10 protein-coding genes are annotated in these 12746 nt (G+C 39.9%); 2 read left to right on the top strand and 8 right to left on the bottom strand.

Annotation, left to right across the window (positions count from 1 at the left end):
* Positions 1-1992, bottom strand: a complete 1992-nt coding sequence (gene uvrB / locus EFB00_RS11400) for an excinuclease ABC subunit UvrB (protein ID WP_122646912.1) — start codon at positions 1990-1992, stop codon at positions 1-3.
* Between the two features lie 261 nt (positions 1993-2253).
* Between uvrB and EFB00_RS11395 the strand changes: the two genes are divergently transcribed.
* Both EFB00_RS11395 and EFB00_RS11390 read left to right on the top strand, forming a co-directional pair.
* The gene (locus tag EFB00_RS11395) at positions 2254-3714 is read left to right on the top strand and encodes an amino acid ABC transporter substrate-binding protein/permease (protein ID WP_122646911.1); all 1461 of its coding nucleotides are present in this window, start codon (positions 2254-2256) and stop codon (positions 3712-3714) included.
* Position 3715: 1 nt separating this feature from the next.
* Positions 3716-4453 (top strand): amino acid ABC transporter ATP-binding protein, encoded by a 738-nt coding sequence (locus EFB00_RS11390; RefSeq protein WP_122646910.1) that lies wholly within the window; start codon positions 3716-3718, stop codon positions 4451-4453.
* 90 nt (positions 4454-4543) lie between these two features.
* On the opposite strand, the gene dnaJ is transcribed toward EFB00_RS11390, so the two are convergent.
* The 7 genes from dnaJ to EFB00_RS11350 all read right to left on the bottom strand — a co-directional run bounded on the left by dnaJ (position 4544) and on the right by EFB00_RS11350 (position 12687).
* Positions 4544-5707, bottom strand: a complete 1164-nt coding sequence (gene dnaJ / locus EFB00_RS11385) for a molecular chaperone DnaJ (protein WP_122646909.1) — start codon at positions 5705-5707, stop codon at positions 4544-4546.
* Between the two features lie 133 nt (positions 5708-5840).
* Entirely contained in the window at positions 5841-7670 is a 1830-nt protein-coding gene (gene dnaK, locus EFB00_RS11380) for a molecular chaperone DnaK (protein ID WP_122646908.1), read from the bottom strand.
* Between the two features lie 33 nt (positions 7671-7703).
* Positions 7704-8252 carry a nucleotide exchange factor GrpE gene (gene grpE / locus EFB00_RS11375; RefSeq protein WP_122647096.1) on the bottom strand — a complete coding sequence of 183 codons (549 nt, stop codon included), beginning with the start codon at positions 8250-8252 and terminating at the stop codon, positions 7704-7706.
* A 65-nt stretch (positions 8253-8317) separates the two neighbouring features.
* Positions 8318-9358: a heat-inducible transcriptional repressor HrcA gene (gene hrcA, locus EFB00_RS11370; protein WP_122646907.1), complete on the bottom strand. Its 1041-nt coding sequence runs from the start codon at positions 9356-9358 to the stop codon at positions 8318-8320.
* Positions 9359-9533: 175 nt separating this feature from the next.
* Positions 9534-10703 (bottom strand): radical SAM family heme chaperone HemW, encoded by a 1170-nt coding sequence (gene hemW / locus EFB00_RS11365; protein ID WP_122646906.1) that lies wholly within the window; start codon positions 10701-10703, stop codon positions 9534-9536.
* 158 nt (positions 10704-10861) lie between these two features.
* Entirely contained in the window at positions 10862-11239 is a 378-nt protein-coding gene (locus tag EFB00_RS11360; protein ID WP_164709473.1) for an ABC transporter permease, read from the bottom strand.
* A 1283-nt stretch (positions 11240-12522) separates the two neighbouring features.
* Positions 12523-12687, bottom strand: a complete 165-nt coding sequence (locus EFB00_RS11350; protein WP_122646903.1) for a helix-turn-helix domain-containing protein — start codon at positions 12685-12687, stop codon at positions 12523-12525.
* Positions 12688-12746: the final 59 nt, after the last annotated feature.

Genomic DNA, 12746 nt, shown 5'->3' with positions numbered 1-12746 from the left:
CTATTCAGACGCCTTTAATTCTAAAATCGTATCCCGTAAAGTCGCGGCTGTTTCAAAGTCTAACGCTTTTGCCGCTTCTTTCATTTCTTTTTCTAATTTAATAAGTAAAATATCTTTTTCTTCTTTCGTCAAGTCATCATAAGTCGCAGTTTCATAAGTTTCGCCTTCTTCTGCTACCTTGGTGATGGAAATCAAATCGCGGATCTCTTTGATGATGGTCTTCGGTACGATTCCATGTTCTTCATTATATTTTTCTTGGATCGAACGACGACGCGCTGTTTCATCTATCGCCCGCTGCATCGAATCCGTCACTTTATCGGCGTACATGATTACTTTCCCGTCTGAATTACGAGCGGCACGACCGATCGTTTGTACTAAGGAACGTTCACTCCGTAAAAAGCCTTCTTTATCTGCATCAAGGATCGCCACTAGAGAAACTTCCGGAACATCCAGACCTTCCCGAAGCAAGTTGATCCCAACAAGCACATCAAATTCCCCTAAACGAAGATCGCGAATGATCTCTGTTCGTTCCAATGTTTTGATATCACTGTGCAGATATTTTACTTTGATTCCTAATTCTTTGAAGTAATCGGTCAAATCTTCGGACATTTTTTTCGTCAAGGTAGTCACAAAGACCCGCTGATCTTTTTCTACTCGATCATTGATTTCCCCTACCAGATCATCGATTTGTCCCATGATCGGCCGAACTTCAATAACAGGATCCAGCAATCCGGTCGGTCGAATGATTTGTTGAACAACAGTATCCGTCTGTTCTGCTTCATAAGGACCTGGTGTTGCTGATACATAGACGATCTGATTGACATGTTCTTCAAATTCTTCTAACCGTAATGGGCGGTTATCCAACGCTGACGGCAAACGAAAACCGTAATCTACCAGCATTTGTTTGCGGGCACGGTCGCCATTATACATCCCACGGATCTGAGGCATGGTCACGTGAGATTCATCTACTACTAATAAGAAGTCATCTGGAAAGAAGTCCAGCAATGTATACGGCGGCTCGCCTTCTTTACGTCCATCCATATGACGAGAATAGTTTTCGATCCCTGACGTATACCCCATCTCTCGCAACATCTCTAAATCATAATTCGTACGTTGTTCTAAACGTTGAGCTTCTAATAATTTATTTTCACTGCGCAAAACTTCCAGACGGTCTTCAAGTTCCGCTTTAATAGAAGCAATCGCATGTTCTAAGTAATCTTCATTCGTAACAAAGTGTGTTGCCGGGAAGATCGAAACATGTTCTGTTTCTGCTAAGATCTCTCCAGTCAACGCATCGACTTCACGGATTCGTTCGATCTCATCGCCGAAAAATTCCACACGCAAAGCCCGTTCATCACGAGATGCCGGAAAAATCTCCACAACATCACCACGGACACGAAAACGCCCCCGCTGAAAATCAATATCATTGCGTTCAAATTGGATATCGATCAAACTGCGCAACAGCTGATCACGAGAAATCTCCATCCCTACCCGTAATGAAACGACTTGTTTTTGGTATTCGATAGGTGAACCCAAACCAAAAATACACGACACAGAAGCCACCACGATTACATCGTTTCGCTCAAGTAAAGCGCTAGTAGCCGAGTGGCGTAATTTATCGATTTCATCATTGATACTGGAGTCTTTCTCGATATAAGTATCACTGGAAGGCACATACGCTTCCGGTTGATAATAATCATAGTAACTGACAAAATATTCTACGGCATTATTCGGAAAAAACTCCTTAAACTCACCGTATAACTGCCCAGCAAGGGTCTTATTATGAGCAATGATCAATGTAGGTTTATTGACTTCTTTGATCAAATTAGAGATCGTATAAGTCTTCCCGGTACCAGTCGCACCCAGCAATATCTGTGCTTTCTTGCCGCCCACTACCCCTTTTACCAATTGATTGATCGCTTCAGGCTGATCTCCTGCCGGTTGATATTTGGAAACTAATTCAAATTTATGGGAGGTCTCTCTCTCAATCATCTAATATCCTCCTTTATACATAACCTGTATTCAGTATAACAAAAAGAAAGGAAAACAGTCCGCATTCCTTACTGAGCTATTATACCATAGCGAACATACTTTCGCTAGTTTTCTGTTTCTCGGACTTTTGCGCATGTTACTAAACATAACATAAGATGTTATAAGAATACGTTTTTTTCTATTTTTTTCGCTAATCTTCTTGTTTCCATTCCTCTTTCACTTTATAATATCCTTATGTCTAAAAAAACAGGAGGTTATAAAATGAAAAAACGAACACTTCTGCTTACATTAGCAGCCGTAATGGTAGGTCTTTTTACACTGGGAGTACCGCGTTCAGCAGAAGCTGCTGACACAATGAAAAAAATCGAGCCTCAAAAAGAGCAGTACATTATCGCTAGCGATTCGGCTTTTGCTCCTTTTGAATACAAAAACGAGGACAATGAATACGTAGGTATCGATGTCGACTTGATGAATCGCGCAGCAGAGATGCAAGGCTTCAATATCAAATTTAATTTCATCGGATTTTCCGGTGCCCTGCAAGCTATCGAAGGAAACCAAGCAGATGGGATGATCGCCGGTATGACCATTACTGACGAACGTAAAAAATCATTCGACTTTTCAGATCCTTATTTCCAAAGCGGAATCCAAATCGCTGTGAAAGAAGGAAATGATACCATTAAATCTTATGAAGACTTAGATGGTAAGAGAGTCGGCGCGAAAATCGGAACTGAAAGTGCAGATTTTCTAGAAGCCAATAAAGAAAAATACGGCTATACCATCAAGCTTTATGACGCAGCTGATCAATTATACGAAGCAGTCAGAGGCGGTCAGATCGACGCCATGATGGATGACTATCCGGTCATCGGTTACGCTATTAACAACGGTCAAAAGTTAGCGACCCCTATCGAGCGGGAATCTGGCGGAGAATATGGTTTCGCAGTAAAAAAAGGACAAAATCCTGAATTATTGGAAATGTTCAATGAAGCGATCAAAGAAATGAAACGTACAGGTGAGTACGATAAGATCGTTGACAAATATATCTCCCAAACACCAACCGAAAGCAAGAAAGATGAGTCAACGATCGGCGGCTTATTGGAAAACAACTGGAAAGTCTTATTAGACGGACTCGTTAAAACCATCGCACTTGCATTGCTTTCATTCGCTCTGGCATTGGTGATCGGTATTATCTTTGGATTATTCAGCGTTGCACCGATTCGCGCATTGCGGACTTTCTCTTCTATATATGTAGATATTATCCGCGGAATCCCGATGATGGTGTTGGCGTTCTTCATCTTCTTCGGATTATCTGACGCGATCGGTATCACGATCCCTGACTTTGCCGCCGGTGTCATCACATTGACCCTTAACGCCAGTGCATATATCGCAGAAATCGTCCGCGGCGGGATCAATGCCGTACCAGTCGGACAAATGGAAGCTTCCCGCAGTTTAGGGCTGCCATATACAAGAACCATGCAAAAAATCATTCTACCGCAAGCAATCAAGATCATGATTCCTTCTTTTGTCAACCAATTCGTTATCTCATTAAAAGATACAACGATCATTTCGGTCATCGGTGTGGTAGAATTGCTGCAAACAGGGAAGATCATCGTTGCCCGGACTTCTCAAAGTACCAATGTCTACTTGATCATCGCTATCATCTATCTGATCGTGATCACAGCATTGACAAAATTAGCCAAAGTTTTAGAAAAGAAGGTGAAATAAGATGGCTGAAAAAATCTTAGTTGAAAATCTCGTAAAAAAATACGGTGACAACACTGTTTTAAACGACATCAGCATCTCTATCCAAGAAGGCGACGTGGTTTGTGTCATCGGCCCTTCAGGTTCTGGTAAAAGTACGTTTCTGCGCTGTCTGAACCGTTTAGAGGAACCAACAAGCGGCGATATCATCATCGATGGCGCTCACTTGATGGATAAAAGCACCAACATCAATTTGGTTCGTCAGCACATCGGGATGGTTTTCCAACATTTTAACTTGTTCCCGCATTTGACTGTCTTGGAAAATATCATCTTGGCTCCTACAGACTTGAAAAAAGCGTCTCGTAAAGAAGCTGAAGAAAAAGCAATGAAACTATTGGAAACAGTCGGTTTGGCTGATAAAAAAGATATGTACCCTGATAACCTATCCGGCGGACAAAAACAACGGGTGGCGATCGCCCGCGCATTAGCAATGAATCCGGACATCATGCTTTTTGATGAACCGACTTCCGCTTTGGATCCGGAAATGGTCGGCGACGTACTGAATGTTATGAAAAAATTGGCAAAACAAGGAATGACCATGGTCATCGTTACTCATGAAATGGGCTTTGCCAAAGAAGTTGCCAATCGCGTGCTTTTCTGCGACGAAGGAAAATTCTTAGAAGATGGCAAACCTGAAGAGATCTTCAATAATCCTAAAAATGAACGTACGAAAGATTTCTTGAACAAAGTATTGAATATCTGATCATGAAAAATAGCCATCAAAAAACCAGCGAAGTTGATTCTTCGCTGGTTTTTTGATTAAACGAACTGTTACGATCTGTCGATGTCAGTCCTATTTTTTCTTACCGGTAAATGCATCTTTCATTTTATCGAAAAAACCTTCCGGCTGCTGTTCATTGATTTTATTGCCGCTGACTTCCGCGAATTTGCGCAACGCGTATTTTTGTTCATCCGATAGATTCCGCGGTGTAATGATTTTGACACGAACTTGTTGGTCGCCGTTACCGCCGCCTCGCAAACGAGGTGCGCCTTTTCCGCGCAAACGGAAGTTGGTTCCTGTTTGTGTACCGGCAGGAACTTTCAATTTTACATCACCATGAACAGTCGGTACATTGACTTCATCCCCTAATGCCGCTTGGACAAAATTCAATGGCAATTCGTAATAGATCTCCGCGCCATCGCGATCAAAAATGTCGCTTTCTTCAACACGGAAAATCACGTACAGATCACCGTAAGGTCCGCCGTTCATCCCAGCTTCTCCTTGATCTGCCAAACGCATTTGTTGACCGTCTTCGACACCAGCAGGAACTTTAACTTTCACTTCATGGGCTTTCTTTTCGTGACCGGAACCTTGACAAGTAGGACATGGTTCTTTGATTTCTTTCCCTGTTCCGTGACATACATCACATGTTTGGCGACTCATCACTCGTCCAAGTGGTGTTTGGCGTTCAACATTGATGGTACCAGAACCGTGGCATTTATGACAGGTCACAGGCTGTGTTCCAGGTTTTGCGCCGTTACCGCCGCAAGTATGACAAGTTTCTTCGCGATTATACTTGATATTTTTTTCAACACCGAAAATCGCTTCTTCAAATTTCAATTGGATGGTATATTGCAGATCCGCGCCCTGACGAGGTGCGTTCGGATCAACAGAACGACCTCCGCCGCCGCCAAAAAAGGATTCAAAGATATCCTCAAAGCCGCCAAAGCCACCGCCAGAAAAGCCACCATAACCGCCGCCACCGAATCCGCCGGCACCGCCGTAATTAGGATCTGTTCCAGCATGTCCATATTGATCGTAAGCCGCTCTTTTTTGCGGGTCGCTTAAGATTTCATATGCTTCAGAAATCTCTTTGAATTTCGTTTCAGCATCTGGTTCTTTATTGATATCCGGGTGATATTTTTTGGAAAGCTTGCGGTATGCCTTTTTAATTTCATCATCCGAAGCTCCTTTTTGTAATCCTAGGACTTCGTAATAATCACGTTTTGTTGCCATAGGCTTCCCTCCACATTTCTTGTTTTAGCTACACTCGTGTATTTTATCATATTTCTTAAACAAGCTACATCTTTCTTAAATAAATCATAAGAAAAAGCCAAAGGATGACTTTGGCTTTTTCCTAGCGAGTTACTTATTTGTCATCGCCGTCTACTTCTTCGAAATCAGCATCAACGACATCATCCGCGCCGCCTTGTGCTGCGTTTGGATCTTGTTGAGCTTGTTGTTGTGCTGCTTGTTCGTACAATTTCACTGTCAAGTTTTGGACGATTTCGTTCAATGCGTCACGTTTCGTCTTCATTTCTTCAATGTTGTTCGCTTCAACAGCTGCTTTCAATTCGTCGCGTGCATCTTCCGCTTTCTTCACTTCGTCTGCATCAACTTTTCCTTCTAATTCTTTCAATGTTTTATCGACGGTGAATAACAATGCATCTACATCATTGCGAAGATCGACTTCTTCTTTGCGAGCTTTATCGGCTTCAGCATTTGCTTCAGCGTCTTTCACCATGCGTTCGATTTCTTCGTCTGATAAACCTGAAGAAGATTTGATTGTGATTTTTTGTTCTTTTTGTGTTCCCAAATCTTTTGCGGAAACATTTACGATACCATTTTTATCGATATCGAATGTTACTTCGATTTGTGGAATACCACGAGGTGCTGGTGGGATATCCGTTAATTGGAATCTTCCTAGTGTTTTGTTGTCAGCAGCCATTGGACGTTCCCCTTGCAGTACGTGGATATCCACTGCTGGTTGGTTGTCTGCTGCAGTTGAGAAGACTTGTGATTTACTTGTTGGGATCGTTGTGTTGCGATCGATCAATTTAGTAAATACGCCGCCCATTGTTTCGATACCTAGTGATAACGGTGTTACGTCAAGCAAGACCACGTCTTTCACGTCACCAGTGATAACGCCACCTTGGATCGCCGCACCCATTGCAACAACTTCATCAGGGTTTACAGATTTGTTTGGTTCTTTGCCTGTTTCTTTACGTACTGCTTCAACAACAGCAGGAATACGTGTTGAACCGCCGACTAAGATCACTTCATCGATTTCTGATTGTGACAATCCAGCATCTTTCAATGCTTGACGTACAGGAACTTTCGTACGTTCTACCAGGTCACTAGTCAATTCGTCAAATTTCGCACGAGTCAATGTCATTTCCAAGTGCAATGGACCAGCATCGCCGGCAGTGATAAATGGCAAGCTGATTTGTGTGCTTGTTACACCGGATAAATCTTTTTTCGCTTTTTCAGCGGCATCTTTCAAACGTTGCAATGCCATTTTGTCTGAGCTCAAATCGATTCCGTTTTCTTTTTTGAATTCTGCTACCATGTGATCGATGATTTTGTTATCGAAATCATCCCCACCTAGATGGTTATCACCGGCAGTTGACAATACATCGAATACGCCATCGCCTAATTCAAGGATCGATACGTCGAAAGTACCGCCGCCTAAGTCGAATACTAAGATTTTTTCGTCTTTATCGGTTTTATCCAAACCATAAGCCAATGCAGCGGCTGTTGGTTCGTTAACGATCCGTTCTACTTCTAAACCAGCGATTTTACCAGCGTCTTTTGTTGCTTGACGTTGCGCATCGTTGAAGTATGCAGGTACAGTGATGACTGCTTTGTCTACTTTTTCACCTAAATAGTCTTCTGCAAAACCTTTGATGTATTGCAAGACCATAGCTGAGATTTCTTGCGGTGTATAAGATTTGCCTTCCGCTTCAACTTTGTAACCAGCTTCTCCCATGTGACGTTTGATAGAAGAAATTGTATTTGGGTTGGTTACTGCTTGACGTTTTGCAACTTCACCGACTTGGATCTCACCGTTTTTGAAAGAAACAACAGATGGTGTTGTACGGTTTCCTTCTGGGTTTGCAATAATTTTTGCTTCGCCGCCTTCAAGGACAGCAACAGCAGAGTTTGTTGTACCTAAGTCAATACCAATGATTTTACTCATGTAAAAACACTCCTTAATATTTGTCTTTTATTATTATTGTGCCACGATGACCATACTTGGTCGAAGCACACGATCATGCAATTTATAGCCTTTTTGCAACACTTCCACAACTGTATCAGCCGGAAATTCTTCTGTTGCAGGAACTGTTTGAACTGCTTGATGCAGATTAGGATCGAAGGTTTCGCCGGAAGCCGGGATCTCTTCGACATTTTCTTCCTTCAAAGCAAAGCGCAGGCCGTCCAAGACCATTTCAACGCCTTTTTTCAAGCTGGCGCCTTGTTCATCAGAAACTTCTGTCGCCAATGCTCGTTCTAGATTATCGATAGCCGGCAACAATTTTTTCGCTAAATCTTGAGAACGGTATTTTTGTAATTGTTCCCGTTCATTACGATTACGAGTAGTGATATTTGCGATTTCTGCGCGAGCCCGCAAATATTGGTCTTCCAACTCATCGATTTTCGCTTGCATTTTTTCTGTTTCTGTTAATTCAGCAGGTGTTTCTTCTGATTGCTCTGCGTTTTCCGCAGATTCAACATCTGTTTCTGCTGATTTTGTTTCTTTCAATTCTTCATCTTTCTGCATTTCTTCAGACACTTGACCAACTTCCTTTCTCTATAAATATTTCAGATATCCGCTTTTATCTTCCGCTAGTTATAAGAATCCAACGAACGATAATACTCAGCTAATTTCGAAGCAAGTTCACGACGAAAAACGTCGATCAGCGCAAACATCTTTGAGTATGGCATATTAGTAGGACCTAAAAGAGCGATCGTTCCTTGCCCATGTCCTGTGATCTCATAATTGGCTTGAACCAGACTCATGTTTTGCAACAATTCGATCCCTAATTCATTACCAATCCGAATTCGGATATCCTCATCAGAAGGTACCAACAATTGCGTCAATTCTTCTGGATCTTTCATAAATGAATAGATCGTTTTGAATTGATCCACATCCGTCGTCGGCCCAAAATCCAGGACATTCATGCGACCGCCTACGAATATCTTTTCTTCAAACGCATTTCCTAATAACGAATCGAACAAATCTAAGATTCCTTCTGTCGTTTGGAAATACTTATGCAAAATCATAGGGATCTCGGTTCTCAAACGATGATAGACGGTGATCAATGACTCGCCGATCAACTTATCGTTGATGATCCGAACCATTTTCTCTAAATCTTCACCGCTAACTGTACGGGGAATCGTAAACACTTGGCTTTCAACATTTCCTTTATCGGTAACGATAAGGGCGATGATTTGCCGTTCATTCAACGGCACGATCCGAAAACCAGTCAAACGTCTTTCCTTCATATCAGGACCTAAAGACAATGCTGTATAGCTGGTCAGACTCGACAAAATATCTGCAGACTGCTGAATGATCTCATTGATCTCATGAAATTCTCTGCCAAAAGACTGACGAATCATCTGCATATCTGTCTGCTCCACTTGTGCCGGCGTCAACAGAAAATCAACATAATAACGATAGCCGTTCATTGATGGAACCCGTCCAGATGACGAATGCGTTTTTTGCAGAAAGCCGTATTCTTCTAGTGCTTTCATTTCATTACGGATCGTCGCCGAACTGGCGTTGATTCCTTCTTCCATCAATTTTTTGGAACCCACCGGTTGGCCTGTTTGTGTGTAATTTTGAATGATGAGACGCAGAATGTCTTGCTGCCTTTGTGTCAACATAATCTATCACCTCTCATTAGCACTCTTTCCTTTTAAGTGCTAACACGATTATAAATATATCATATTCTGCATATTTGTCAAGAATTTTCCACCCATTTTTAGCACTCTTGCATCGAGAGTGCTAATTATTTTGAAAATACGTTCCTATCTAATAAATAGTAAAAAAAGACCCCATTTAAGAGTCTTTTAATAGAAATTTTTCAAATACTTCATTCCCGATGAACAGCCCCGTATCTGTCAAACGGATAGCGTCTTCTTCTTCCAACAACCAGCCTTTTTGTTTCAGCTCAGGCAGGACAGCGCCATAGACTGTTTGAAAATCTACACCGAATTTTTCTTTGAATACTCGTTTTGAGATACCCGCGATTTTCCGGAGACCCAAAAACATTTCTTCTTCCATTTGATTTTGTTTTGTCAGAAATTCTTCTTCATAAGCAGGCAGTTTGTTTTCCCGCAACGGTTTAAGATAATGCTGGATCGGTCCATAGTTTTTATAGCGGCGATCGCCAAGATACCCGCTCGCGCCGGCACCAAAGCCAAAATAATTTTCATTGTTCCAATAAATCAGATTATGTTGTGATTCTTTGCCTGACAACGCAAAATTACTGATCTCATATTGATGACGTCCGTGCTTTTCCATCTGTTCGATGGCTTCTTCAAACATCTGACTCTCTACTTCCTGATCCGGCAATTCGATTCTTCCTTGCCGTACCCAGTTCATGAACATCGTTTTATTTTCCAGAATCAACGAATACATGGAATAATGAGGCAAATCCAAATCCAGCGCCCGTTTCAGTGTATCTCGAAAACTTTCCAGAGATTGACCCGGCAAAGCATAGATCAAATCGATAGACACATTGTCAAATTGCTCTTTTCGCAACAATTCGATGGTTTGGTAAACATCTTCCGCGGAATGCTTGCGACCGATTTTTTTCAATAACCGATTATCGAAAGTCTGAACCCCCATCGACAAACGGTCAATATCATAATTTTTCATCACTTGCAGTTTTTCTTTCGTCAAATCACCAGGGTTTGCTTCAATAGTAAATTCTTTGACTGTCTCCATCGGAAAGTACTCTGTCACACCCGCCAATAAACAATCCAGTTGTTTGGCAGACAATGAAGTTGGCGTACCACCGCCGATATAAATGGTTTTTGCTTCTGTAATTGGTTGCTGCGCCAATCCCAGTTGGATCTCCCGCAACAGCATCTCGATATATTCGTCCACCGGTTGCCCTTCTAAAAACACTTTATTGAAATCACAGTAATAACAAATGTGTTCACAAAACGGGATGTGGAGATAGGCAGAGATACTCTTGCCTATTGATTGTGTTGATTCATTCATTGCTTCATGTGCTCCTCACGTTAGCTAGAATATTCTTATATAAGCATACTATACGTATCTGCTGAACAAATCTACTAAAAAATCCAAGAATTACCTTCTTGGATCTTTTTTTAAGTATTCTATTATCTCCCTACTATGAAAATAGCCTAACTTTTTACTCAGGACTTTTCAGTCAATCGATTATATTTACCTAATGTAAGAAAAACAAAAAGCAGTAATAATCCAATCAGCCACGCACTGGCAACACGCAAATCATTTAGAGAAACATCGTTCATCAGCAAGCCGCGGATTGTTTCTGTAATAGGTGTGAAGGGAGATACTTCCGCAAAATTGCGCAATACTTTTGGAAGTGTCTCTAACGGAACAAACCCGCTGCTCAGGTAAGGCGCAAAAAGCAAAAACATTGGAAAAGCCGCCGCGGCCTCGGTCCCCACAGATAGCCCAATAAAAAAACTGATCCAGACGAGAGCCGCAGATGCCAGCAATACAAACAAACTCAATACTAATTCTTCAAGAATATTCATTACTTCTTTCATTGTTTTTTTGTCTATATGCTCAAAAGCTTCATCTAAATAAAATAATCTTGGCACTAGAGATTACAGCAGCAATAAATGCAAGTTTCTACTTGTTTCCCTGAGACAAATTTTTAATCAGAGACGTTAAATATGGATTCATATCCAACAAGTTTAAAAAGGCTTCCATTTGTTGCTCACTGTGCTCTGACTTATAGAAATATGCAATATAGTGTAAATATTCCATCGGTTTTAGGTACAGATACCCAAAAATTGATCGTCAATAAACACTATATCTCTTATTTTTGCTATATTAAAATCACATTCCATAAATTGTATTGAAGAAGAAACATAATTTATTTAAGCATTTAAAGCCTTAAATAAGGTAGTTTTCTCAATGCCATTATTACCTTCTATTTCTATCTTTAACATATTTTTCTCCTACTCTATAAAAAAAATTATATGGATAAATAATTTGCTATAAGAGCAATAATTGCCACTATAGCTATAACTATGAAAAAATACATAAAATATAGATATTTTTTTATCCTTTCTTTTTTATACATTGAATAAAATTTTAGAGATTGATGAATATCGAATAAAAGAATAATTCCTAAATATAGATAATTAAAATTTCTAATCATATTAAAACCCTCCACATATATATTTGTTTAATTATTATAAATGCTATGAAAGTTAGCTGAAAAAGAAAGAGTACCATGTATATATTAAACCTTATATTTATTGTATATGCGCCAAAAATCACTAATAGTAATACAAAACATGAAAAAAATAAATCGTTTCAAATTTAACGTCTAGTAGCAAATTATTCCTGTTAGCTGCAATAACATACGGAATATTCAAAAGTTTAAATTCTGATATAGTTACATTTCATTCAATTACTATTTGATAGATTAGTCTACACAGAAATATCTATTCTAGAATGGTACTTCAAAAATTCACCTCTAAATCAATTAGTCTGGAATATATGTGAATACCTTAACAATAAGTTAAACTCAGTAGTTATTATCATTTTGACGGAAGCACTTTGAAACGGGATAAAAACATGTACAAATTCCTTGTTTGTAGAGATTTTTATTACTTACCTAATTTCCATAGCTTCTATTAAATAATTATCTACTTTTTTATCAAAAAAACCTCAATATTTATAAATATTATAACTAACGTAATATAGAAATGCTAATTAATATTTGTTAATCTGCCTCGTTTTCTTCCATAATGAACAAGTCCAATTACAATATTTATTACACCTAAATACATATTTATATTTTTAGTTAATCTTTTTATCATACAAATACCTCTTCACCGAACTTGTGATAAGCATTGAACCAAACCTGTACCTGCTTTTTTGATTTCACTCCATATTTTTTCGATAAATACGATGTTCCTGCTTTTCCTTCAAGATATTCTTGAAGGATTTTCAGTCTGAATTCAAAACTATATTTTGCCATAAAAATACCGACCCCCAAAAGTTAGACCAAAAATCTAACTTCTGGAGGTCGGTAAATTA

Origin of the sequence: Enterococcus mediterraneensis (assembly GCF_900604485.1) — a bacterium.
In the GTDB taxonomy this organism is placed as follows: domain Bacteria; phylum Bacillota; class Bacilli; order Lactobacillales; family Enterococcaceae; genus Enterococcus_C; species Enterococcus_C mediterraneensis.
Note: the sequence above shows the minus strand (reverse complement) of the source record. Positions and strands in the feature narration are given on the sequence as shown.

Excerpts from the sequence above, each read along its gene's own strand:
- uvrB (WP_122646912.1), bottom strand. The coding sequence starts at position 1,992 with ATGATTGAGAGAGAGACCTCCCATAAATTTGAATTAGTTTCCAAATAT.
- EFB00_RS11395 (WP_122646911.1), top strand. The coding sequence starts at position 2,254 with ATGAAAAAACGAACACTTCTGCTTACATTAGCAGCCGTAATGGTAGGT.
- EFB00_RS11390 (WP_122646910.1), top strand. The coding sequence starts at position 3,716 with ATGGCTGAAAAAATCTTAGTTGAAAATCTCGTAAAAAAATACGGTGAC.
- dnaJ (WP_122646909.1), bottom strand. The coding sequence starts at position 5,707 with ATGGCAACAAAACGTGATTATTACGAAGTCCTAGGATTACAAAAAGGA.
- dnaK (WP_122646908.1), bottom strand. The coding sequence starts at position 7,670 with ATGAGTAAAATCATTGGTATTGACTTAGGTACAACAAACTCTGCTGTT.
- grpE (WP_122647096.1), bottom strand. The coding sequence starts at position 8,252 with ATGCAGAAAGATGAAGAATTGAAAGAAACAAAATCAGCAGAAACAGAT.
- hrcA (WP_122646907.1), bottom strand. The coding sequence starts at position 9,358 with ATGTTGACACAAAGGCAGCAAGACATTCTGCGTCTCATCATTCAAAAT.
- hemW (WP_122646906.1), bottom strand. The coding sequence starts at position 10,703 with ATGAATGAATCAACACAATCAATAGGCAAGAGTATCTCTGCCTATCTC.
- EFB00_RS11360 (WP_164709473.1), bottom strand. The coding sequence starts at position 11,239 with ATGAAAGAAGTAATGAATATTCTTGAAGAATTAGTATTGAGTTTGTTT.
- EFB00_RS11350 (WP_122646903.1), bottom strand. The coding sequence starts at position 12,687 with ATGGCAAAATATAGTTTTGAATTCAGACTGAAAATCCTTCAAGAATAT.